This is a genomic window from Achromobacter sp. DH1f (assembly GCF_000633435.1).
In the GTDB taxonomy this organism is placed as follows: domain Bacteria; phylum Pseudomonadota; class Gammaproteobacteria; order Burkholderiales; family Burkholderiaceae_B; genus Achromobacter; species Achromobacter deleyi.
The window spans coordinates 249,361-272,068 of record NZ_AYMF01000023.1; the positions used below are offsets into that span (position 1 = coordinate 249,361).

The window sequence follows — 22,708 nt, forward strand, 5'->3', positions numbered from 1 at the left end:
CAACACCACGCGGCGGCCCTGCCTGCTTCAATCCGCAAAATGCCGGTTCGCCGGCCGCGGCAGCCCCAGATTCTCGCGCAACGTGCGGCCTTCATACTCGCGCCGGAAGATCCCCCGCCGCTGCAGTTCCGGCACGACCTGCCCGGCAAAGGCGTCCAGCCCGCCCGGCAGCCACGGGAACATGACGTTGAAACCGTCGGACCCTTCGGTTTCCAGCCATTCCTGCATCTGGTCGGCGATGTGCGCGGCCGTGCCCACCATGGCCAGCCCGCCGTAGCCGCCCAGGCGTTGGGCCAGTTGCCGCACCGTCAGCGATTCGCGCTCGGCCAGGCGCAGCACGCGTTCCTGGCTGCTTTTACTGGCGTTGGTCTCCGGCAGCGGCGGCAGCGGCCCGTCCGGATCGAAGCGCGACGCGTCACAGCCCAGGGCGATGGACAGCGACGCGATGGCGCTTTCGTAGTGCACCAGGCTGTCCAACTTGGCGCGGATGGCGCGCGCCTCGGCGTCGGTGTCACCCACCACCACCAGCACGCCCGGCAGGATCTTCAAGTGGTCGCGGCTGCGGCCCAGCTTGTCCATGCGTCCTTTCACGTCCGCATAGAAGCGCTGGCCGTCCTGCAACGTGCCCGCCGCGGCAAAGACGACCTCGGCGGTTTCGGCGGCCAGCTGGCGGCCCGGTTCGGACGCCCCGGCCTGCACGATCACCGGCCAGCCCTGCACCGGCCGCGCAATGTGCAGCGGCCCGCGCACCGACAGGTGTTCGCCCTGGTGATTCACGGCGCGCAGCCCCGACGGGTCGAAATAGATGCCGCTGTCCGCATCCCGAATGAAGGCGTCGTCGGCCCAGCTGTCCCACAGGCCCGTCACCACGTCGTAGAACTCGCGGGCACGGGCGTAACGGTGGGCGTGGTCCGGCTGCTCGGTGCGGCCGAAATTCAGCGCGGCGTCGGGGTTGGACGTGGTGACGATGTTCCAGCCCGCGCGGCCGCCGCTCAGGTGGTCCAGCGACGCGAAACGCCGGGCCACGTGAAACGGTTCGTCGAACGTGGTGGACGCCGTGGCCACCAGCCCCAGCCGCTCGGTGGCCTGGCTCAATGCGGACAGCAGCGTGAACGGCTCGAACGACGTGGCGGTATGGCTGCGCTTGAGCGCCTCGATGGGCATGTTCAGCAGCGCCAGGTGGTCGGCCATGAAGAAGGCGTCGAACTTGGCCCTTTCCAGCGTCTGGGCGTAGCGCTTGAGATGTTCGAAATTGAAATTGGCGTCGCGATGGGCGCCGGGGTAGCGCCAGGCGCCGGTGTGGATACTGACCGGGCGCATGAACGCGCCCAGCTTCAATTGACGTTGCGCAGCCATGGGTGCCGGCCTGTGTAGCGGAAACGAAAAAGATAGCGCCGGCCCGGCCCGCCGCGAACGAACCAAACGTTATATGGCTATGCCGCCGATTTGCACCGCCGCCGCTTTGTCTTTACGCTTGCCTGCTTTGCCCGCTTCGATCCCGGCCCCCGCATGATCGCGTTCCTGCAGCCCTATTTCCGCGAAGAATGGCGTGTCTACGCCGAGTCCGTGCAGCTTGCGCCCACCCGCGCCGATGAACGGTCGGCGGGCGCGTTGCTGCAAGATGCGGGCTGGCTGGGCGACGCATTGGCGCGCCACCGCCGCCACTGGTCGGACGCCGATCCGCGCGCGGTGGCCTCGGCTTGGGCCATGCGTTATCTGTGGGCGCTGCTGCCGCCCGTGGTGGCCGCCGCCAGCGGTGCGTGCCGGCCCTTGCCGATGGCCGCCGACGCCATGCGGCTGGAACTGGATGACACGGGTGCGCCGGTGCGCTTCCTGATTGCCGACCTGGGCGATGCCAAGGATGGGGATCCTGCCAGTACCGCTGGCAGCATCGGCACCCGCTGCGCCGAAGCGCCCGTCCACGCACCCTCCGACGTCTGGCACCGCTACGGTCCGCTGGTCTGGGACCACCTGCGCCTGCTAGCCGACGCGCTGTTCCAGGCCAGCCGCCTGCCGCGCAAAACAGTCTGGGGCGGCGCGGTGCGCTACCTGGAAGCCGTGCTGAAAGCGATGGAAACCCACGGCGCCGCGTCGCATGCCGCGCAAGACCGCCAACAGTTGCTGCACGAACCTGCGTGGGGCCCGGCCTGCCAGGAACGCGACAACCCCTTGTGCCTGCCGCCCCGGGTATCGCGCGGCGACGGCCCGGCCGTTACCCTGCATCGGGAATGCTGCCTGTACCACCTGCTGCCCACGGCGCAGTACTGCGCGGCCTGCCCGTTGGCGCCGCAGCACCGGGCGCCGCCGCGCCAACCGCAATCTCAAACCACGACGTAATCGGTCGAAGGCCGGGCTGACGGCCGCGTCGCAGGCCGCCCCTGCGATCGCCACCCCTCAGATATCCGCCGCCCGCGTGATGTGGCGCTTGAGCAGCGCCGCCGCATAATCCCGGTCCCCCTCGGCCAGCGCCGCCAGGATCCCCAGATGGTCGGTACAGGCCTGGCGGATGTGCACCTCGGCGAGATACCCGAAATTGGCGTATTCCGTCATGCGCCGCAGTGAATTCTGGCGCCGCACCGCCTCGGTCAGAAAGCGGTTGTTCGACCACGACGCCAGCGTTTCATGAAAATTGGCGTTGGCGTTGAACCAGACGTCGCGCTGCAATTGCGCCACGGGCATCTGCAATATTTCGCCCTGCTCGCGCTGCAAGGCGGTCAGCTGGTCCGGCGGCGCGTGATAGCCCGGCGCCGTCAGCGCGCTGCATTCGACGATCAGGCGGAATTCATAGCTTTCGTTGACCGCCTGCTCGTTGTCCAGCGTTTCGGCGAAATGCCAGCCGTGGCCCGGCAGGCGTTCGGCCAGCCCTTCGGTGGCCAGGCGCATCAGCGCGCGCCGCAGCGCGCCCCGCGTGACCTGGAACTGTTCGACCAGTTGCGCTTCGGACACCTCGGCGCCCAGCCGGCCGTCGGCGCGGGCGCTCATCAATTCGCCGTACAGGCTTTCGGATTCGGAATGCGGCACCAGCGCATCCAGGCTTTCGTCGCTGGCGGGCTCGCGCTCCAGCCGGTAGCCCTTACCTGCCGTGTAGGCCAACAGGCCCTGGCGCGTCAGCAGGTTCAGCGCCTGGCGAATCGGCGAGCGCGACACTTTCAGTTCCTGCGCCAGGCGCAGATCCGACAGCCGTTCGCCCACCTGCCAGCGGCCGCTCTGGATCAGGGCGGTCAGCTTGCGGGCGACTTCGATCTGTAAGGGACTCAGCTCTTGCATGGCGTCGCGCTCCTTTGCCGAAGGATTATCCATGCCCGACCTGCCGGCGCAAGCGCGTGCTTGCCCGGGGCGCGGCATGCTGCCCTGCGGTGTCCTTCGCGGTCGTACACGTTTTCCCTAGATTTCATATATCGCCCCATAAAACCGATTGACAGGGGATGACAGCGGTATTTAGTGTATTACGCAGCAACAAAATACAAAAGGAAGGACAGATGGCAATCACTCCCTTTCCCTGCGTTACGTTGACCGGCGGCCCTGAAAGCCGCGGCCGCCAGTATGGGCAGGCACTGCAACCCCGCATCCGCCAAAGCGCGGCCCTGTACGGCGGGGCGCTGGACGCATTCGGCATGGGCGCCGCGCAAAAGACGGCATTGATATCCGACTACGCCCGCCGCATCGCCGACTTCGACGAGCACTACGTCGAAGAAATGCGTGGCATCGCCCAGGGCGCCGACGTGCCCTTCGAAGACATCGTCATGATCAACGCCCGCACCGAAGTCATGGCGCTGGCGCGGGCCCAAAGCAGCACGGCCAATCCCGACGATGAGGCCGACGACGGCTGCACCGGCGCCATCCTGCTGCCCGAGCGCAGCGCCTCGGGCAACCTGATCCACGCGCAGAACTGGGACTGGCGCGCCGAATGCGCGGCCACCGGCGTCGTGCTGCGAGTGCGCCAGGACCACGGGCCCGACTACCTGACCTTTGTCGAAGCCGGCGGCCTGGCCCGCAGCGGGCTGAACGCCGCGGGCGTCTCCATCACCGCCAACTACCTGGAATGCGAGCGCGACTACAAGACCCTGGGCGTGCCCCTGGGCCTGATCCGCCGCAAGGTGCTGGAACAGGAACACTTCGCCCTGGCCGCCAAGGTCGTGGCCACCACGCCCAAGTCCTGCTCGAACAACATCATGATCGCGTCGGCCGCCGGGTTCGGCATCGACTTCGAATGCGCGCCGGACGAGGCCTTTCCGCTGTACCCCGACGACGGCCTGATCGTGCACGCCAACCACTGGGTCGGCCCCATTGCCCTGGCCAAGCTGCGCGACACCGGCATTCCCCATGTACCCGAAAGCTTCTACCGCGACTGGCGCGTGCGCCGGCTGCTGCAAGCCCAGGGCCGCCTCCTGGACCGCGAAGGCGTCAAGGCCGCGCTGTTCGACGACTTCCTGGCGCCCTATTCCGTCTGCCGGCCCGAACGCCACGGCGACGGCGGCAACCTGACCGCCACGGTCGCCATGATCGTGATGGAGCCGGCGCTGGGCCTGATGGAAATCGCGCCCATGCCGGCCAGCAACCGCCGCTTCACGACCTACCGGCTGGACGGCGACGAGCCGCGGGAAGCAGTCGATACCCGCGAATCCGAGCTGGCCGGAGCCTGAGCGCCATGTTGCGCTTCATCGTGTCGCGCATCGGCATGGCGCTGCCCACGCTGCTGATGGTTGCGCTGGCGGTGTTCATCCTGGTGCGGCTGATTCCGGGCGACCCGGCCGCCTTGATGCTGGGCGATTCGGCCGATGCCGCCAGCCTGGCCGCGCTGCGCGAACAGTTGGGGCTGAACGCCAGCTGGCCGACCCAGTTCGTGCTGTGGGGCGGCCACGTGCTGCAAGGCGACCTGGGACTATCCATCGCCAACCGCGAACCGGTGCTGTCGCTGATCCTGGAACGCTTCGTCGTCAGCGCGCAGGTGGTGCTGCCCGCCGTGCTGCTGGCCACGCTGCTGGCGGTGCCGGCCGGCATGCTGGCGGCGTGGCGCCAGGGCCGCCTGGCCGACCTGGCGCTGGTGGGCGGCGCCACCCTGCTGCTGTCGCTGCCCGCCTTCTGGATGGGCCTGCTGCTCTTGCTGCTGTTCTCGCTCAAGCTGGGCTGGTTTCCGATGGTGGGCTTTGTCACCTTCGCCGAGAACCCGGGCCGCGCCTTGATGTATCTGGTGCTGCCGGTGGCCACGCTGCTGCTGCACGAGATCGGCGTCATCCTGCGCATGACCCGCGCGTCCACGCTGGAAGTGCTGAACCTGGACTACATCACCCACGCCCGCGCCAAGGGCCTGTCCGAATTCAAGGTGCTGCGCCGCCACGCCTTCAAGAGTTCGTTCGGCCCCACCTGGACGCTGCTGGGCCTGATCCTGGGCAACCTGCTGGCCGGGGTGGCCGTGATCGAAACGGTGTTCACCATTCCCGGCCTGGGCCGCCTGCTGGTCGACGCCATCTTCGCCCGCGACTACCCGGTGATCCAGGGCTGTCTGCTGTTCATCGCCAGCGTGTACGTGCTGGTCAATCTGGCGGTGGACCTGCTCTACCCGCTGTTCGACCCGAGGGTGGCCGCGCAATGAAACGTCGTTCCCTGACCGCCGTGGTGGGCGGCACCCTGGTGGCGGTGGTGGTCGTGACCGCCCTGGTGGCGCTGTTCTGGACGCCCTACGACCCGCTCAAGCTCAACTTCAAGGCCCGCCTGGCCGCGCCCAGCCTGACGCACCTGATGGGCACCGACGAGCTGGGCCGCGACGTCTTCAGCCGCCTGATGCAGGGCGCCACCGCCAGCCTGCGCGTCAGCGTGATGACGGTGCTGCTGGCCACCGGGGCGGGCGTACTCATCGGCGCCACCAGCGGCTTTCTGCGCGGCTGGACCGACCGCGTGCTGATGGCCATCAACGACACCCTGCTGGCCTTTCCCGGCCTGCTGCTGGCGCTGGGCCTGCTGGCCGTGTTCGGCGCCAGCGAAACCGGCATCATCCTGGCGCTGGCCCTGGCCTATATGTCGTCCGTGGTGCGGGTGGTGCGCGGCACCGTGCTCAGCCTGCGCGAACGCGAATTCGTGCGGGCGTCGCGCATCATGGGCAATTCCGAGTTCTACACCCTGATGCGGCACCTGCTGCCCAACTGCCTGGCGCCGGTCATCGTCATGGCCACGTCCATGTGCGGCTGGATCATTCTGGCCGAAAGCTCGCTCAGCTTCCTGGGCCTGGGCGTGGCGCCGCCCGCGCCCACCTGGGGCAACATGCTGGCCGGCAGCCGCAGCTACATCGGCCAGGCCGCCTGGCTGGCGATCTTTCCCGGCCTGGCGATCTCGCTGTCGCTGCTGGGCATCAACCTGTTGGGCGACGCGCTGCGCGACCGGCTCGATCCCCGCATGCGGAGGCGCGCATGACATCCCCCGTATTGCTCGACATCGACCGCCTGACGCTGGCCGCCGGCCCCCATCACAACGTGGTGGCCGACGCCAGCCTGCAAGTGGCGCGCGGCGAGATCGTCGGCGTGGTGGGCGAATCCGGCTCGGGCAAGACCTTGCTGGGCCGCGCCATCATGCGCCTGACGCCCGACGCCATCGTGCGTACCGGCGGCGACATCAAGCTGGACGGCACGTCCGTCTACGGCCTGCGCCCGGCGCAGTTGCGCGCCCTGCGCGGCCCCAAGGTGGCGATGGTGTTCCAGGAACCCATGACCTCGCTCACGCCATCGCTGACCGTAGGCGAACAGCTGGTCGAGGGCCTGCTGCAGCACGCCCCGCGCGAACGCGCCAGCCACCGCGCCCGCATCGAAGCCATGCTGCGCCGCGTCGGCCTGCGCGACATCGACCGCGTGCTGCGGGCCTATCCGCATGAGTTCTCGGGCGGCATGCGCCAACGCATCATGATCGCCTCGGCCATGCTGCTGCGCCCCGGGCTGCTCATCGCCGACGAACCCACCACCGCGCTGGACGCCGTGATCCAGCGCGAAGTGATGGAAATGCTGGTCGAGCTGACCCAGGAAAACGGCACCGCCGTGCTGCTGATCAGCCATGACCTGCCGATGGTGGCGCGCTACGCCAGCCGCATGGTGGTGATGCGCCGCGGCGACATCGTCGAAACCGGCGCCACCGCCCAACTGCTGGCCGCGCCCGCCCACGACTACACCCGCCAACTGCTGGCCACCCTGCCACAGCGCCGCGCCCCGCGCCCGCTGGCCACCGCCGCGCCGCTCTTGTCCGCGCGCGACCTGACCGTGGAATACGGCGCCCGCCGCACCTGGTTCAGCCGCCAGGCCGGCGTGCGCGTCCTGCACGGCATCAGCCTGGACATCCACCCGGGCGAAGTGGTGGCCGTGGTGGGCGAATCGGGTTCGGGCAAGACCACGCTGGGCTCGGTGCTGACCGGCCTGGTGGCGCCCACGGGCGGTACGCTGCGCTACAAGGGCCAGCCGCTGGCTGCGCGCGGCGCGGGCTTTGACGACTACCGCTACCACTGCCAGATGGTGTTCCAGGACCCGTATTCGTCGCTGGACCCGCGCATGACGGTCTCGGCCCTGGTGGCCGAGGCGCTGCGGCTGGCGCCCGGCTTGAGCGCGGCCGACAAGGCGCGGCGCGTGGCCGAAACGCTGCAAGACGTGGGCCTGGGCGGCGACTTCGGCCAGCGCTATCCGCACGAACTGTCCGGCGGCCAGCGCCAGCGGGTGGCGATTGCGCGCGCCCTGGTGCGCCGCCCGGCGCTGCTGATTGCCGACGAGGCCGTGTCCGCGCTGGACGTCACGGTGCGCGCCCAGGTGCTGGACCTGCTGGCCGACCTGCAGCAGCGCTATGGCTTTTCGTGCCTGTTCATCAGCCACGACCTGGGCGTGGTGGAACAGATTGCCGACCGCGTCATCGTGATGCAGACCGGCCGCATCGTCGAACAAGGCACCCGCGACGCCATCTTCGACACCCCGCGCGAACCCTACACCCGCCAACTGCTCGGCGCCATTCCGCTGCTCGAGCCCACGCCCGCGGGCGGCGTGCGCCTGAAATGGCGCAGCGACACCGGCGGGCAGCCTTTCGATGACCGCCAAAGCCCGCCTGCCGGGCAATCACCCGCGGCCCCCGCTTTCAGCACCGACCGGCCCCAGGAGGCCCATCCATGACCACGCTACCCGCCCGCCGCCAGGGCCACGGCATCAAGCTCAGCTTCTACGACTTCGGCGCCACGCCGTTCTTTGCCTGCCAATACGACCAGCGCTTCAGCTACTGCCTGTACGTGCCGGCCGATTACGACGAAACCGCCGCCAAGGCCTACGACCTGGCCGTCATCGTGCACGGCACCGGCCGCACCGCCACGCAATACCGCGACCTGTTCGCCGATTTCGCCCAGCGCCACGACTGCATCGTGCTGGCGCCGCTGTTCCCGGTAGGCATCATTGAACCCGGCGACCTGGCCAACTACAAGCGCATCCAGTTCCACGACATCCGCTACGACCACGTGCTGCTGGCCATGGTGGACGAAGTCATCGCCAAGTACCGCGTGAACGGCAGCCGCTTCCTGCTGTACGGCTATTCGGGCGGCGGCCAGTTCTGCCAGCGCTTTTTCATGCTGCACCCCGAACGCCTGCAAGCCGTCTCCATCGGCGCGCCCGGCGTGGTGACGCTGCTGCATCCCGACTACGACTGGTGGGTGGGCGTGCGCGACGTGCCCGCGCGCTTTGGCAAAGCCATCGACATCGAGGCCATGCGCCAGGTGGCCGTGCAGACCGTGGTCGGCACCGACGACACCCAGACCTGGGAAATCACCATCCCCCGCGACAGCAAGCTGTGGATGCCCGGCGCCGACCTGCAAGGCGACAACCGCATCGAGCGGATCGAGGCGCTGGCGCAAAGCTTCGAACGCCACGGCATCAAGGTCCGGCGCGACACCGTGCCGGGCGTAGCGCACGAGCCGTTCAAGGTCATCGACCCGGTCCAGGCGTTCTTCGAGGACTTTCTGAAGGCCCGCCGCTAAAGCCTGCCATAAAGGCTCACCACCAAGACCCGCCACCAAGACCCGCCACCAAGACAAAAACACAAGGGAAACCCCATGACACGCAAACCTGCCCTGGCCCTGCTGCTGTGCGGCCTGCTGGCCGGCCCCGCCGCCCACGCCGTCGGCGACATCGGCACGCTGCGCGTGGCGCTGCACGCCGATATCGCCAGCATCAACCCCGGCGTGAACCGCGACGCCAACGCCGATATGGTGCTGGCCCACGTGGTCGAAGGCCTGGTGGCCTATGGCGAAGACCTGAAGATCAAGCCCGTGCTGGCCGAAAGCTGGCAGGTCAAGGACGACGGCAAGGTCTACGAGTTCACCCTGCGGCCCAAGGTGCATTTCCACAACGGAGCGGTGCTGACGGCCGGCGACGTGGCCTGGAACTTCAAGCGCTATCTGGATCCGAAGACCAACTTCCAGTGCGTCAACCGCTACAACGGCAAGATCGGCCCCGCCTTGCAGCAGGTCGACGCCGTCGATGCGCAGACCGTGCGGTTCACCTTCGCCTCGCCCGCGCCCAACTTCCTGATGACGCTGGCCACCATCCAGTGCACGCCGTGGATCCTGCACCCGGATTCGGTCAACGCCGACGGCAGCTTCAAGGCCCCCATCGGCACCGGCCCCTATGCCTTCGCCGGCATGATGACCGGCCGCCAGCTGGACTTGAAGCGCTTTGAGGCCTACGACGCCTTGCCCGGCGCACGCGACGGCTACGCCGGCAACAAGACCGCCACCATTCCCCTGCTGCGTTTCATGACGGTGCCCGACGCCAGCACCCGCAGCAACGGCCTGTTGTCCGGCGACCTGGACGTCGTGGACGGCATCGAGCCCGCCACCATGCAGACGCTGCGCGGCCAGGGCCTGACGGTACAGGTGCAGCAGACCCCCAGCTGGCTGGTCATGCAGGTGCAAAGCAATGCGCCCGCGCTGCAAGACGTGCGCATGCGCCAGGCGATTGCCCACGCGCTCAGCCTGCCCGACCTGGCCGAGGCCTCGGGCGAAGGCCTGTACAGCGCCAACCCGTCGGTGCTGGTGCCGCAAAGCCCGTACTACGATGCCCGCAGCAAGACCTGGCCGGCCTACGACCCGGCCGCCGCCCGCACCCTGATGGCGCAGGCCGGCTACAAGGGCAAACCCATCACCTTGCTGGTCGCCAACCGCCAGGAACGCATCCAGGCCGCCACCATCGTGCAGGCCATGCTGGCCGCCTCCGGCATCAACGTCGAACTGAAAGTGCGCGACTGGGCTTCGCAGCTGGACCTGTACGGCCGTGGCCAGTACGAGCTGGCCATCTTCGGCTATTCCGCCCGGCTGGACCCGCTGCTGATGTACGAATCGCTGATCGGCGACAAAAAGGTCGAACCCACCCGCCAATGGGACGACCCCAAGGCCTCGGCCCTGCTCAAGCAGGTGGCGATGGAGCCCGACCCGAACAAACGCCGCGACCTCTTCAACCAGCTGCACGAACTGATGGCGCAAGACATCCCCATCATCGGCCTGTTCAACCTGCCCGTCGTCACCGCACTGCGGCCGTCGGTGCAGGGCTACCAGGGCTGGCCGGGCGGCACGCACCGGTTCTGGGGCGTGACCAAGACGCAACCGTGATGCCCGCTCGCGCCGTGGCCATGGGCTTGAATTTCGTGTGAATTCTGGCCTTGAATTTGGCCGCCGCGCTGGCGCCGCTCCGCCATTGACCTGTTTCCATTCATACTGACCCGCATTCCCGCAGCCATGCCCATCCCTGATTCCGACTACCTCCAGGCCGACGCCACCGCGTTGGCCGCCGCCATCCGCGCCGGCCGCCTGACCCCGGCCGAGGCCGTGGCGCAGGCCTTTGCCGCCATCGACCGCGTCAACCCGCAACTGAACGCCGTCATCCTCACCATGCGCGACGAGGCCGAGGCGCAATTGCGCGAGCTGCCCGCCGACGCCCCGCTGCGCGGCGTGCCCATGCTGCTCAAGGACGACTGCCCCACCTACGCCGGCACGCCCATGTCGTTCGGCTGCCGCGCCGCCGTGGGCTACACCCCCGCGCACGACCACGAACTGGTGCGGCGCTACAAGGCCGCCGGCCTGGTCATCGTCGGCAAGACCAACCTGCCGGAATTCTCGGCCAACATCCACACCGCGCCCACCCTGCACGGCGCGACGCTCAACCCCTGGGACGCCCGCCGCAGCCCCGGCGGCTCGTCCGGCGGCGCCGCCGCTGCCGTTGCCGCGCGCATGGTGCCGCTGGCCTATGGCAACGACGGCGCTGGGTCCATCCGCATCCCGGCCGCCTGCACCGGCCTGTTCGGCCTGCGCCCCTCGCGCGGCCGCGTGCCTTGCGGCCCCGTGTCCAGCGAAAACTGGGGCGGGCTGGTCAGCCACCACGTCCTGACCCGGTCGGTGCGCGATTCCGCCCTGCTGCTCGACCTGACCGACGCACCCGAGCCCGGCGCGCTGTATGCCGCCCCGGCCAAGTCCGGCGCGTACGCCGAGGCCGCCGGCCGCGATCCGCGCGCGCTGCGCATTGGCCTCATCACGCAGCCAGGCCTGGACATGACGCTGGACCCCGCCGTCGCCGCCGCATTGGACGACGCCGCCACGCTATGCCGTCACTTGGGCCACCGAGTCGAACTTACCGCCTTCAACTTCGACCAGGCCGCGCTGGCCGACGCGTACTTGCGCATCGTGGCCGCCTACACCGCGCTGGAGGTCGACGCCATCGCCGCCGACACCGGCCGCCCCGCCGACGCCAGCGGCTTCGAACCCGCCAACCTGGGCCTGGCCGAATATGGCCGCAGCCTGTCCGCACCCGCCCTGCTGGTCGCCCGCAACACGGCCAACGCCATCGCCCGCAGCCTGGGCCGCCTGATGGCGGACTACGACGTGCTGCTGACGCCCGCGCTGCCCACCTTGCCCCCGCCCGTGACCGCGCTGGACGTGCGCAGCAGCGACTGGCGCGCCTTCGCCGACGAATTCATGCGCGGCACCGTCTTCACCCGCCCCGCCAACGCGGCCGGCGTACCCGCCATGAGCGTGCCCCTGTGCGGCGACGCGAGCGGCCTGCCGATCGGCATCCAGTTCATGGCGCCGTATGGTGACGACACCACGCTGATCGAACTGGCCGGGCAACTGGAACGCGCCCGGCCGTGGGCCGACCGCTTGCCGCCGGTACACGCGTGACAACGTTTCTCTTGGGTCACGGCATGAACGAGTTCGCACCCGCGATCCCCATGCCGCACACAATGTTCACGCACGCTTAACATTTCCGTCATTGCGCGTTTCTAAGCTTCCCTCTTTTTCACTTGGGCGGCACAGATGGCGCACGACAAGCAAGACTCGCAGTATCCCGTAACCCCGCAACACGGCGATCATGACATTGCCGAGACAAGCCGCACGCTGCCGGCCGCGACGGACCCGCGCCGCCGCAGCCTGCTCAAAGCCGGCCTGGGCGCCACGCTCATGCCGGTCGGCGGCTCGTTGCTGCTGTCGGCCTGCGCCAGCGACAACGACGACGAAGGCCCCGCCGCGCCCGATGCCCCCGCACCGGCGCCGCAACCGCAGCCCAAGAACATCTCCAGCTTCGCCGTTGCCGTGCTGCCCGACACGCAGTTCTATTCGCGCTACGCCACCGATGCCGAAAACCAGCAGTTCATGCGCAAGTACGGCAGCGAGCCCTACAAGGCGCAGACGCAATGGGTGGCCAACAACGCCAAGGCGCTCAGCATTCCCTTCCTGATCCACCTGGGCGACGTGGTCGACCAGCAGAACAAGCCCGACCAGTGGAAGGTGGCCGACGCGGCCATGAAGATCCTGGAAGACGCCAAGGTGCCGTATTCCATCCTGGCCGGCAACCACGACGTGATCCTGGACCGCGACTACGTCGATCAAAGCAGCCAGACCAGCGCCACCGACGCCCAGCGCACCCTGGCCAACGAACCCTACCTGCAGACCTTCGGCACCGACCGCGCCAAGAAACAAGCCACTTTCGGCGGCCGCGACCCCAGCGGTTTTCACGAATGGCACGTGTTCGAAGCCGAAGGCCAGAAGTTCATGGTGCTGTCCCTGTCTTGGCGCATTTCCGACGCGGCGCTGGCCTGGGCCAACCAGGTCATCCGCGCCAACCCGACGCTGCCCGTCATCCTGGTCAACCACCAGCTGCTGAACATCGACAAAGACGGCATCAGCCCGCTGGAGGTGCCGTACGGCCTGATGCTGTGGCGTGAACTGATCCACAGCAACGACCAGATCTTCATGACGCTCAACGGCCACTACCATGGCGCGGCGTTGCTGACCAAGACCAACGACTTCGGCAATCCCGTCCATGAAATGGTCGTCGACTACCAGATGGCCTACCAGGGCGGCAACGGCCTGATGCGCCTGTACGAATTCGACCTCACCAACAACGAAATCCGCGTGCTGTCGTTCTCGCCCTGGGTGCCGCAAAAGCCCAAGAACACGCTCAACGCCTTCGACCAGGCGGTGCTGACCGGCGCCAACGAGGAATTCACCATCAAGATGGATTTCGCCAAGCGCTTTGCCGGCTTCAACAAGGACTTCAAGGCCGGCACGCCCAGCCACACCGCGCTGATCGACCAGGCCCGCGCGCTGATCCTGGCCAACTACACCGAACCGCCCGCCACCACGCAAAAGCCCGCCGCCGACAGCGACGACTACCCGCAGGTGTCCGGCACCCTGGCCCACTGGCGCTTCTTCGGCGGCACCGACGGCCAGCCCGTGCCGGTGGGCACCGTCGTCGCCGACCGCACCGGGCTGAACCCCGTGCGCCGCGCCGCCCTGAACATCGACGGCGTGGCCGGCGCCCAGCTGGGCGACCTGGTCTGGTCCAACGACCACCACTACCTGTCTGCCGCCCCGGGCTCGGTGCGCTTCTTGAACACCGACAAGAACACCGCCCGCATGAGCTACTTCACCACTGACACGGCCGCCGCGATCAATGCCGAAACCGTGCCCAACGGCTACACGGTCGAAGCCTTCATCAAGATCGACCGCGACTGGACCTCGGGCAAGAACGCGTGGATGAACATCATGACTCGCGACGGCAAGCGCGGCAGCCTGCCCGGCTTCAATGGCGGCGACGGCGAATCCCCGCCGCTGCTGTTCGCCGTGTCCAGCCTGCGTGAAATCCAGTGGGAAGTCGTGCCCGACGTGACCGGCACGCGCGACGCCAAGACCAACTGGTCCGGCGAAATCATCGCCGACAAGTGGCTGCACATCGCCGTGGTCAACGACAACACCACCCACGAAACCATCCTGTACGTCGAAGGCGCGCCGGTGTTGCGCAACGCGTCCGACGCGCCGGGCCTGGCGACCTTGGCCGCCAACATGCCGTGGGTCGTCGGCGCCGGGTCGTGGGACGGCAACCGGGCCGACGGCTTCTTTGGCAGCATTGGCGAAGTGCGGATCGTGAACAAGGCGCTGCTGCCGGCGCAGTGGCTGACCGCGCGGCGCAGCTGACCGGTGAGCGGCGGCCGGAGCCGGCCGCCGCTCACGTAACTGATAATCGTTCCTGTTAAACTCCCGGGGTATTTCGTCACGTTGCCCCGCCATGCGCCCCGACTCTTCCCCTTCGGACATCCATCACCTGTACCAGGCGCACCACGGCTGGCTACGCACCTGGCTGCTGCGCCGGCTGGGCAATGCGTTCGACGCGGCCGATCTGGCGCATGACGCCTTCGTGCGCCTGCTGGCCGCCCCCCGCGCCTTTGATACGCCGCAAGGCGCGCGCGCCTATCTGCGCAGCATGGGCAACGGGCTGTGCATCGACCTGTGGCGGCGCCAGGAAGTCGAACGCGCCTGGCTGGACACCCTGAACACCTGCGCAGGCGCGGCGGCACCCTCGGCCGAGCAGCAGGCGATCATCATCGAAACGCTGATGCAGGCGGCCGAGATGCTGCGGCAACTGCCGCCCAAGGTGGCGCGGGCATTCATCCTGTCGCATGTGGATGGCCTGAAATACCGGGAAATCGCCGTCGAGCTGGACGTGTCCGAGCGCACCATCAAGAAATACCTGGCGCAGGCGATGCTGCATTGCGCGCTGCTGGAAGCGGTGCACCATGCCGCCACGCAGCCCGTGCATGTGCCGCCGGCCGCACTGGGCGGCCCCGCCCCCTCGGCAAGCTGATGGGCCGCCACGCTTTCCCCGCCGCGCCCGCGGGCGCCGCCGATCATCGCAGCCTGGAACAGGCGGCCGACTGGTATGTGCGGCTGCATGACGAGGCCGCCAGCGCGGCCGACTGGACGCAATGGCGCGCCTGGCTGGACCGCAGTCCGGGCCATCAGGCCGCCTGGCGCTATATCGAGGCCGTGAGCCAGCGCTTTGCGCCGCTGCGCACGGACGGCGAGCCGCGGGCCGCATCCGCCGGCCTGCAGGCCGCGCTGATGCCGGCGCGGCGGCGCCACCTGCGCACCCTGGCCTGGCTGTCGGGCGGCGTGCTGGGCAGTTGGCTGGCGTGGCGCCATACGCCGCTGCGCGTCGAACTGCTGGCGCTGGCGGCGGATTACCGCAGCGCCACCGGCCAGGTCCGCGAATGGCGCCTGGCCGACGGCAGCCACTTGTGGCTGAACACGGCCAGCGCCGCGGACTTTGCCATCGGGCCCACCGAACGGCGCCTGACGCTGCTGCGTGGCGAAATACTGGTGGCGGCGGCACCCGATGCCGCCCGCCCGTTCGTGGTCGCCACGCCGCAAGGCCGCCTGGCCACGTCGGCCACGTCCCAGGCGCCCCAACCTGCCGGCGGGCCGCAGGGCCAGGGCGCCGGAATCCTCTCGGGATCTTCTGCAATAGCCGGTACCCCCGACGCCCGCTTCAGTGTCCGCCTGCTGGACCAGGCGACCCGGCTGGCGGTGCTGGACGGTACGGTGCAGGTCCGCACGGCGGACAGCGGCGAGCGGCTGGCCGTCGCGGCCGGCAACCAGGTCGTGTACACGGCGGACCACATCGGCCGCCCGGGTCCGGCCGACGCCGGGGCCGCCGCCTGGACCCAAGGCATGATCGTGGCCAACGACATGCGGCTGGACGAGCTGGTGGCCGAACTGGCCCGTTACCAGCGCGGCCATCTGGGTGTCGCGCCCGAGGCCGCCGGCTTGCGCGTGATGGGCACCTATCCGCTGGCCGACCCCGAACGCACGCTGCAATTGCTGGCCCGCGCCCTGTCGTTGCGGGTCGAGAAAAAGCTGCCCTGGTGGACCACGCTGACGCCGGCGTGAGCGCCGTGCCTTCCCCTTTTTCCGTTTCGTTCGATCAGGTAGATGCGGGGCTGCCATGCATGGCGCCCCAGCCCGCCTGACGCACGCTTACGGAACCCCGATGAAACGCCCGCACGATCTGCCCGTCGATTTGCCTTTCGATTTGCCCCACGCTTTGCCTGCCGCCCTTGTCGCGCCCCCGCCTACCCCCCGGAAGATGCGCCCCTGGCTCTTGGCCGCCGGCCTGACGCTGACCGTACTGGTGCCCACGGCGCCAGCGCCAGCCCAGGCCCAGACGGCCCCCGCCGACGGCCGCCGCAGCTATCAGATTCCCGCCGGCCCGCTGACCCAGGCTTTGAACACCTTTGGCCAGATGGCGGGCATTCCGCTAAGCGGCGCCATGCCGTTGACCCAGGGCAAGTCCAGCCCCGGCCTGTCCGGCCGCTACACGGTGCCCGAAGCGCTGGCCGCCCTGCTGGCCGGCACCGGCCTGACTGCCACGCGCACCGGCGACGGCCAGTACGTGCTGGAACCCCACGCCACGGGCCCGGCCACGCTGGCGCCGATCGCAGTGGTCGGCGCATCGGCCGGCGTCGACGGTTTCGTGGCGCAGACCAGCAGCAGCGCCACCAAGACCGACGCCTCGCTGATGGAAACGGCCCGCTCGGTGAGCGTGGTGACGCGCGAACAGATGGACGCGCGCGGCGTGACGTCGATGCCCGAGGCGGTGCGCTATGCCGCGGGCGTGGGCACGGGCAGCGCGGGCTTTGACCCGCGCTTTGACCAGATCACGATCCGCGGCTTTCCGGTGAACACCACCGGCGACTACCTGGACGGCCTGCGCCAGACGCCGGGGTCCTACGCCTATTTCCGCACCGAACCCTATGCGCTGGAGCGCATCGACATCGTCAAGGGCCCCATGTCGGTGCTGTATGGCCAGGGCACGCCGGGCGGCGTGGTGAACCGGATCTCGAAGCGGCCCGGCCCCGACCCCATTCATGAAATCGTGCTGCTGGGCGCCACCCACGACCGCAAGCAGGCCGCCTTTGACATCGGCGACAGCATCAACGAGTCCGGCTCGGCGAAGTTCCGCGTGGTCGGCCTGCTGCGCCGGGGCGACACCGACCGCATGATCGCCGACGATCGCGACCTGTTCGCGCCGTCGTTCGAATTCCGCCTGGGCGAAGACACCACCCTGACGCTGCTGGGCCAGTACATGAAGGACGAGACCGACGCCAACGTCGGCAACTACGTGGAAAACGGCAAAGTGACCCACATCCGCGTCAGCGATCCGCGCTACGACCACCAGCGCCAGACCCAGTACCAGGCCGGCTACGAGCTGGAACACCGCCTGGGCCAGGACGTGACGCTGAAGCAGCAGCTGCGCTACGGCCACATATCGCTGGATGCCCGCTACCTGAGCGGCGGTGCGCTGGAACCCGGCACGCGCCTGCTGACCCGCAGCGCCTGGGGCGTGGAAAGCACGGTCGAGACCCTTTCCGTGGATAACAACGCCACCTTCCGCTTCAATACCGGCGCGGCCGCGCACAGCCTGCTGGCCGGTTTCGACTACCAGTGGCTGAAATGGGACCAGGGCGTGGGCTACCTGGCGTCCGGCTACCCGTCGTTGAATCTGGACAATCCCCAATACGGCTACGTGCCCGGCCCCACGCCGCCCATGAACATGGTGTCGGTGCTGCAACGCAATTCACAGTACGGCACCTACCTGGCCGACCAGGTCAAGCTGGGCAACTGGCGGCTGTCGCTGGGCGGACGCTACGACATCGCCAAACAGGACAACCGCAACCTGCTGACCCAGGCGCCGGCCCAGGCCAAGACCGACAAGGCCTTCACCTGGCAGGCAGGCGCCCTGTACCTGGCCGACAACGGCCTGGCGCCGTATGCCAGCTATTCCACGTCGTTCACCCCCAACACCGCCATCGACAAGGCCGGCAACGTGCTGGGCCCCACCCGCGGCTCGCAAGTCGAGGCCGGGATCAAGTACCAGCCCGATGGCTCGCACAGCTACATCACCCTGGCGGCCTACCGCATCGAGGAAAAGGACGCCGCCCGCGTCGTGCCGGCCACACCCTATTCCGAACTGGCGGGCAACCTGCGGTCTACCGGCATCGAACTGGAAGGCCTGGCCGAACTGGACCGCGGCCTGCAGCTGGTGGCCAGCTACAGCTACAACGTGGGCAAGGTCACCCAGAGCAACAACCCCGCCGAGGTCGGCAAGGTGCCGTCCTACCAGCCGCGCCACATGGCCAGCCTGTGGCTGGACTACCGCCTGCCGCAGGGGCCCCTGGCCGGCGTGGGACTGGGCGCTGGGGCGCGCTATATCGGCACCAGCTATGGCGATTCGCTCAACGTCATGCGCAACCCGGCCGCGACGCTGTTCGACGTATCCCTGAGCTACGAACCCGGCTATGCCCACCCCGCGCTCAAGGGCTGGCAGGCCAGCATCAGCGTGCAGAACCTGGCGAACAAGGAAGTGCAGACGTGCAGCGACGGCTACTGCTATCTGGGCCAGGGACGCCAGATCGTCGGACAGGTGCGCTACAAATGGTGAGGCCGCGCATGACCCAGGCACGCGCGGCGATGCGCCAGACGCCAGGCGCTGCCCGGAGCGTCGCCTTGGCCGCGCTGACGGCGGTGCTGACGGCGGTGCTGGCGCTGTCCGCGTCGGGGCTGGCTATCGGGCAGCAACAGGCCGTGGGGCAGCAGCCCCTGACGGCCACCTCCCCGGCCAAAGCGCCCGCCGCCCAGGCCTTGCCCGACCCCCGCGCCACCCTGCCCGGCACCGTGCAGTTCGACCTGCATCCGCCCGGCCAGCCCGATCGCGCCTACCGTATCCAGGTGGTCGAGCCCCGCGGCAAGCCGCCGGCAAGCGGCAAGCGTCCGGTCATCTACCTGCTGGACGGCAATGCCGTGTTCGGCGCCTATTACGACGCGGTGCGGCTGCAGCAGGACCTGGCCGGCAGCGCGATCGTCGTGGCGGTGGGCTACCCCACCGACCTGCCCTTTGATTTCCTGCGGCGCTCGTACGATTTTTCGCCGCCGGAACCGGCCGGCAAGCCGCTGCCGCGCGTCAACGGCTATCCGCCACCGCTGGGCGGCGAACAGGCCCTGCTGGCATTCCTGGAAGGCACGCTGTTACCGGAGATCGCCCGCCGCTACCCGGTGGACGATCGGCGCCTGACGCTGGCCGGCCATTCCTTTGGCGGCATGTATGCGCTGAACGTGCTGTACACCCGGCCGGACCTGTTCAACCAGATCGTGGCCATCAGCCCGTCGCTGTGGTGGCAGGACCACTACCTGCTGGACCGCGAAAGCGCCTTCGTGCGCCAGGCCCAGGCGGGCAAGGCAGACCTGCGCCGCAGCCGCCTGCTGCTGATGGCGGGCGGTGCGGAAACTGCGCAGACGGTGCACGAGGCCCGCTCCCTGGCCCGCCGCCTGGACGTGGCGCTGGCGCCGCAGGGGCTGGCCACGGTCTATGTGGAATTGCCCGAAGAGACGCATATGTCGGTGCCGGTGGCGGCGGCCACGCATGTGCTGCGGCACGTGCTGACCGCACGCCAGCAGTAGCGGCAACCCCAGGCGGCAGCCCCGTTCACGGCCCCCTGGCACGGCCGTTCACGCCAGGCCAGGGGGCCGCCGGTTATTTGAAAATGCCGCACAAATAAAGAACAAAAGCATCGTTTGGCGTTGCCCGCGCCTCCCGTAAGGTGTGCCGACAGCCAGGGGATTTCCTCTGGCGCCCTGCACCTACCCTACGGAGCGCGCCAGCATGAACCAGCCTTTGAAGCCCAGCCAAGCGTCACGGTCCGCCGCCGTCAAGGCCACCCTCGATTACCCGGTGATCGACACCGACGTGCATGTCAACGACTATGCGCCGGTGCTGGAAGACTATGTGCTGCACTACGGCGGCGGCAAGCTGGTCGACGCGCTGCGCAAGGCGCTGGGTTCGCGCTTTGCCACCAAGAGCGGCGGCAAGGACTGGTACCAGCAGACCCCGGCGGAACGCCAGCACAACCGCACGCTGCGTTCGCCCTGGTGGGCGCGGGTCACGCGCAACACGCTGGACCTGGCCACCTACACGCTGCCCGAGCTGCTGAACGAACGGCTGGCCGAGCAAGGCGCCGACTACTCCGTGCTGTTTCCCAATGACGTGCTGGCGCCCCTGGCCGCAGGCAACGAGTTCCGCCAGCCGCTGCACCGCGCCATCAACCACTTCCACGCCGACCAGTACCGCAAGTACAGCGACCGCCTGACCCCGGTGGCGGGCATTCCGCTGAACACCCCGCAGGAAGGCATCGAAGAACTGGAATTCGCGGTCAAGACGCTGGGGCTGAAGGTCATCAACATCGCCGGCGGCGTGAAGCGCCCGATCAAGGCGGTGGCCGACAAGTACCCGGCCGCCGACCACCCTGACGTCGCCAAACACGCCAGCTACATCGACTTCTACGGCATCGACAGCGAATACGACTACGACCCGTTCTGGGCCAAGGTGGTCGAGCTGGGCGTGCCCGTCACCACGCACTACGGCAGCCAGGGCTGGACCGGGCGCCATTCGATCAGCAACTACATGTTCAATCACATCGGCCACTTTGCCGATGGCTCGCAGGCCTTTGCCAAGGCGCTGTTCTTTGGCGGGGTGACGCGGCGTTTTCCGAACCTGCGGGTGGCGCTGCTGGAAGGCGGCGCGGACTGGGGCTCGCACGTCTACACCCACCTGGTGGACCGCTGGGAAAAGCGCAACCGCCACGCGGTGCAGAACTACAACCCCGCCAATGCCGACGTGGCGCTGCTGCACGAGCTGTTCCAGCGCTACGGCGCCGACTTCATCAAAGGCCGCGACATCGACCCGCAGCAATTGCTGCGCGACAGCCTGGGCATCTCGGCGCTGCCGCACAGCCGCGACCCACACCCCGACGAACTGGACGACTTTGCCGCCGCCGGCATCGAGTCCGCCGAAGACATCCGCACCCGCTGGGTCGACAGCTTCTACTTCGGCTCGGAAGCCGATGACCGCACGGTGGCCGCCGCCTTCAACGACAAGGTCAACCCGCTGGGCGCCAGGATCAACGCCATCTGGTCGTCGGATATCGGCCACTGGGACGTGCCCGACCTGACCGAACCCCTGGCCGAAAGCTGGGACCTGGTCGAGCAAGGCGTCATCAGCGCGCAGGACTTCAAGGCGCTGGTGTTCGGCAACCCCTACCGCTTCTACACCCAGGCCAACCCGGACTTCTTCCGCGGCACCGCCATCGAACGCAAGCTGGCCAGCCCCGTCGCCCGCGCCGCCTGATCCACCTTCCAGCCTAGAGCCTCTACCCATGAAGTCATTGATACGCTTGAAATTGTTCCGCCTGACGCTGGCCGCCAGCGTCTTGTTCGGCGGCGTCTTGTTCGGCGGCGCCGCGCACGCCGCCGACGTCATCCGCGTGGGCGTGGCCACCGCGGGTGGCGGCGACCCGATCACCTGGGGCGGCTCGCCGGGCGGCGTGGTGCGCGTGAACCAATGGCTGGAACAAGCCTTTGCCGCCGACGGCGTCAAGGTCGAATGGCTGTTCTTCAAGGGCGCCGGCCCCGCCGTCAACGAAGCCTTGTCCAACAAGCAGATCGACTTTGCCTACCAGGGCGACCTGCCCCAGGTGGTGGGCCGCGCCAATGGACTGAAGACCAAGCTGCTGCTGGTCAGCGGCGCGCGCAACAACCTGTACCTGGTGGCGCCGCCCAATTCGCCGCTCAAATCCATCGAAGACCTGAAGGACCGCAAGGTCTCGATCTTTCGCGGCACCAACGGCCATCTGGTGGCCATCAACGTGCTGGCCGCCCACGGCCTGGCCGAACGCGACATCAAGGGCGTGAACCTGGATGCCGGCAGCGCCCAGGCCGCGCTGGTGTCCAACGGCGTGGACGCGGCCTTTGGCGGCTACGAATGGTTCAAGGTGCGTGACCAGGGCCTGGCCAAGGTCATCTACAGCACCCAGGGGCAGGACCCCGCCTACACCCGCCAGGCGTCGTTGCTGGTGCGCGAGGATTTCGAACGCGACAACCCGGCCCAGGTGCAGAAGGTGGTCGACGTGTTCGTGCGCGCCGCGCAGTGGTCGTCCGATGAAAAGAACCGCGATGCGCTCTTCAAGATCTGGGAAAAGAGCGGCGTGCCCTATGCGTCCTGGGCCGCCGAGTTCGACAAGCAAGACCTGGCGTCCCGCAACTCGCCCTTGATCGACGACTTCATCATTGCGCGCTACAAGGCGGTGGTGGCCGATGCGGTCAAGCTGAAACTGATCCGCCGCGACGTTTCGCTGGATGGCTGGTTCGATCCGCGGTATCTGCAAAACTCGCTGAAGGCCCAGGGGCTGGAGAAGTACTGGACGGCGTTCGATGCCAGCGGCAAGCCTGCGGCGGGCAATGCGGCCGCGGCAACGCCCGGCGACGTCAAGCCCGTTGCCGCGGCGGCATCCGCAGGCGCCAGCCAGGCCGCCGCGCGCTGACCCG

At 68.4% G+C, this 22,708-nt stretch carries 16 protein-coding genes and 2 pseudogenes; 16 read left to right on the forward strand and 2 right to left on the reverse strand.

Going from position 1 to position 22,708, the window contains the following annotated elements; genetic code table 11:
- Window positions 1-27: 27 nt before the first annotated feature.
- Window positions 28-1,356 (reverse strand): LLM class flavin-dependent oxidoreductase, encoded by a 1,329-nt coding sequence (locus U858_RS0119130; RefSeq protein WP_025138768.1) that lies wholly within the window; start codon window positions 1,354-1,356, stop codon window positions 28-30.
- 153 nt (window positions 1,357-1,509) lie between these two features.
- Between U858_RS0119130 and U858_RS0119135 the strand changes: the two genes are divergently transcribed.
- The gene (locus tag U858_RS0119135) at window positions 1,510-2,337 is read left to right on the forward strand and encodes an IucA/IucC family C-terminal-domain containing protein (protein WP_029954089.1); all 828 of its coding nucleotides are present in this window, start codon (window positions 1,510-1,512) and stop codon (window positions 2,335-2,337) included.
- Window positions 2,338-2,394: 57 nt separating this feature from the next.
- Here U858_RS0119135 and U858_RS0119140 read toward each other — a convergent pair whose 3' ends face one another.
- Window positions 2,395-3,267 carry a GntR family transcriptional regulator gene (locus U858_RS0119140; RefSeq protein WP_042885188.1) on the reverse strand — a complete coding sequence of 291 codons (873 nt, stop codon included), beginning with the start codon at window positions 3,265-3,267 and terminating at the stop codon, window positions 2,395-2,397.
- 212 nt (window positions 3,268-3,479) lie between these two features.
- Between U858_RS0119140 and U858_RS0119145 the strand changes: the two genes are divergently transcribed.
- The 15 genes and pseudogenes from U858_RS0119145 (at window position 3,480) to U858_RS0119210 (ending at window position 22,704) form a co-directional block, all read left to right on the forward strand.
- The gene (locus tag U858_RS0119145; protein ID WP_025138771.1) at window positions 3,480-4,643 is read left to right on the forward strand and encodes a C45 family peptidase; all 1,164 of its coding nucleotides are present in this window, start codon (window positions 3,480-3,482) and stop codon (window positions 4,641-4,643) included.
- 5 nt (window positions 4,644-4,648) lie between these two features.
- Window positions 4,649-5,593, forward strand: coding sequence for an ABC transporter permease (locus tag U858_RS0119150; RefSeq protein WP_025138772.1), 945 nt, complete (start codon window positions 4,649-4,651; stop codon window positions 5,591-5,593).
- Window positions 5,590-6,408, forward strand: a complete 819-nt coding sequence (locus U858_RS0119155; protein ID WP_025138773.1) for an ABC transporter permease — start codon at window positions 5,590-5,592, stop codon at window positions 6,406-6,408. The genes U858_RS0119150 and U858_RS0119155 overlap by 4 nt, the downstream gene beginning before the upstream one ends.
- Window positions 6,405-7,187 (forward strand): annotated as a pseudogene (locus tag U858_RS36510) (ATP-binding cassette domain-containing protein); the annotation flags it as partial. The gene U858_RS0119155 and the pseudogene U858_RS36510, both read left to right, overlap by 4 nt.
- A gap of 30 nt (window positions 7,188-7,217) precedes the next feature.
- Window positions 7,218-8,132, forward strand: a pseudogene (locus tag U858_RS36515) (ATP-binding cassette domain-containing protein); the annotation flags it as partial.
- The gene (locus U858_RS0119165) at window positions 8,129-8,983 is read left to right on the forward strand and encodes a hydrolase (protein ID WP_025138775.1); all 855 of its coding nucleotides are present in this window, start codon (window positions 8,129-8,131) and stop codon (window positions 8,981-8,983) included. The pseudogene U858_RS36515 and the gene U858_RS0119165, both read left to right, overlap by 4 nt.
- Window positions 8,984-9,058: 75 nt before the next feature.
- On the forward strand, window positions 9,059-10,612 hold the full coding sequence (locus tag U858_RS0119170) for an ABC transporter substrate-binding protein (RefSeq protein WP_025138776.1): 1,554 nt from the start codon (window positions 9,059-9,061) through the stop codon (window positions 10,610-10,612).
- Between the two features lie 126 nt (window positions 10,613-10,738).
- Window positions 10,739-12,175, forward strand: coding sequence for an amidase (locus U858_RS0119175; RefSeq protein ID WP_025138777.1), 1,437 nt, complete (start codon window positions 10,739-10,741; stop codon window positions 12,173-12,175).
- A gap of 135 nt (window positions 12,176-12,310) precedes the next feature.
- On the forward strand, window positions 12,311-14,470 hold the full coding sequence (locus U858_RS0119180; RefSeq protein WP_025138778.1) for a LamG-like jellyroll fold domain-containing protein: 2,160 nt from the start codon (window positions 12,311-12,313) through the stop codon (window positions 14,468-14,470).
- Between the two features lie 91 nt (window positions 14,471-14,561).
- Window positions 14,562-15,137, forward strand: coding sequence for a sigma-70 family RNA polymerase sigma factor (locus tag U858_RS0119185; RefSeq protein WP_025138779.1), 576 nt, complete (start codon window positions 14,562-14,564; stop codon window positions 15,135-15,137).
- Window positions 15,137-16,222: a FecR domain-containing protein gene (locus U858_RS0119190; protein WP_025138780.1), complete on the forward strand. Its 1,086-nt coding sequence runs from the start codon at window positions 15,137-15,139 to the stop codon at window positions 16,220-16,222. Before U858_RS0119185 ends, U858_RS0119190 begins: the two co-directional genes overlap by 1 nt.
- A 196-nt stretch (window positions 16,223-16,418) precedes the next feature.
- Entirely contained in the window at window positions 16,419-18,773 is a 2,355-nt protein-coding gene (locus U858_RS0119195; protein WP_198529740.1) for a TonB-dependent siderophore receptor, read from the forward strand.
- An 8-nt stretch (window positions 18,774-18,781) separates the two neighbouring features.
- Window positions 18,782-19,789 carry an alpha/beta hydrolase gene (locus tag U858_RS0119200; RefSeq protein WP_157838824.1) on the forward strand — a complete coding sequence of 336 codons (1,008 nt, stop codon included), beginning with the start codon at window positions 18,782-18,784 and terminating at the stop codon, window positions 19,787-19,789.
- 202 nt (window positions 19,790-19,991) lie between these two features.
- Window positions 19,992-21,512: an amidohydrolase family protein gene (locus U858_RS0119205; protein WP_025138783.1), complete on the forward strand. Its 1,521-nt coding sequence runs from the start codon at window positions 19,992-19,994 to the stop codon at window positions 21,510-21,512.
- Between the two features lie 28 nt (window positions 21,513-21,540).
- Window positions 21,541-22,704, forward strand: coding sequence for an ABC transporter substrate-binding protein (locus tag U858_RS0119210; protein ID WP_025138784.1), 1,164 nt, complete (start codon window positions 21,541-21,543; stop codon window positions 22,702-22,704).
- The last annotated feature ends 4 nt before the right edge of the window (window positions 22,705-22,708 follow it).

What these genes read in the sequence shown, in the direction of transcription:
- U858_RS0119130 (WP_025138768.1), bottom strand. Translation starts at nt 1,356, where the DNA reads ATGGCTGCGCAACGTCAATTGAAGCTGGGCGCGTTCATGCGCCCGGTC.
- U858_RS0119135 (WP_029954089.1), top strand. Translation starts at nt 1,510, where the DNA reads ATGATCGCGTTCCTGCAGCCCTATTTCCGCGAAGAATGGCGTGTCTAC.
- U858_RS0119140 (WP_042885188.1), bottom strand. Translation starts at nt 3,267, where the DNA reads ATGCAAGAGCTGAGTCCCTTACAGATCGAAGTCGCCCGCAAGCTGACC.
- U858_RS0119145 (WP_025138771.1), top strand. Translation starts at nt 3,480, where the DNA reads ATGGCAATCACTCCCTTTCCCTGCGTTACGTTGACCGGCGGCCCTGAA.
- U858_RS0119150 (WP_025138772.1), top strand. Translation starts at nt 4,649, where the DNA reads ATGTTGCGCTTCATCGTGTCGCGCATCGGCATGGCGCTGCCCACGCTG.
- U858_RS0119155 (WP_025138773.1), top strand. Translation starts at nt 5,590, where the DNA reads ATGAAACGTCGTTCCCTGACCGCCGTGGTGGGCGGCACCCTGGTGGCG.
- U858_RS0119165 (WP_025138775.1), top strand. Translation starts at nt 8,129, where the DNA reads ATGACCACGCTACCCGCCCGCCGCCAGGGCCACGGCATCAAGCTCAGC.
- U858_RS0119170 (WP_025138776.1), top strand. Translation starts at nt 9,059, where the DNA reads ATGACACGCAAACCTGCCCTGGCCCTGCTGCTGTGCGGCCTGCTGGCC.
- U858_RS0119175 (WP_025138777.1), top strand. Translation starts at nt 10,739, where the DNA reads ATGCCCATCCCTGATTCCGACTACCTCCAGGCCGACGCCACCGCGTTG.
- U858_RS0119180 (WP_025138778.1), top strand. Translation starts at nt 12,311, where the DNA reads ATGGCGCACGACAAGCAAGACTCGCAGTATCCCGTAACCCCGCAACAC.
- U858_RS0119185 (WP_025138779.1), top strand. Translation starts at nt 14,562, where the DNA reads ATGCGCCCCGACTCTTCCCCTTCGGACATCCATCACCTGTACCAGGCG.
- U858_RS0119190 (WP_025138780.1), top strand. Translation starts at nt 15,137, where the DNA reads ATGGGCCGCCACGCTTTCCCCGCCGCGCCCGCGGGCGCCGCCGATCAT.
- U858_RS0119195 (WP_198529740.1), top strand. Translation starts at nt 16,419, where the DNA reads ATGCGCCCCTGGCTCTTGGCCGCCGGCCTGACGCTGACCGTACTGGTG.
- U858_RS0119200 (WP_157838824.1), top strand. Translation starts at nt 18,782, where the DNA reads ATGACCCAGGCACGCGCGGCGATGCGCCAGACGCCAGGCGCTGCCCGG.
- U858_RS0119205 (WP_025138783.1), top strand. Translation starts at nt 19,992, where the DNA reads ATGAACCAGCCTTTGAAGCCCAGCCAAGCGTCACGGTCCGCCGCCGTC.
- U858_RS0119210 (WP_025138784.1), top strand. Translation starts at nt 21,541, where the DNA reads ATGAAGTCATTGATACGCTTGAAATTGTTCCGCCTGACGCTGGCCGCC.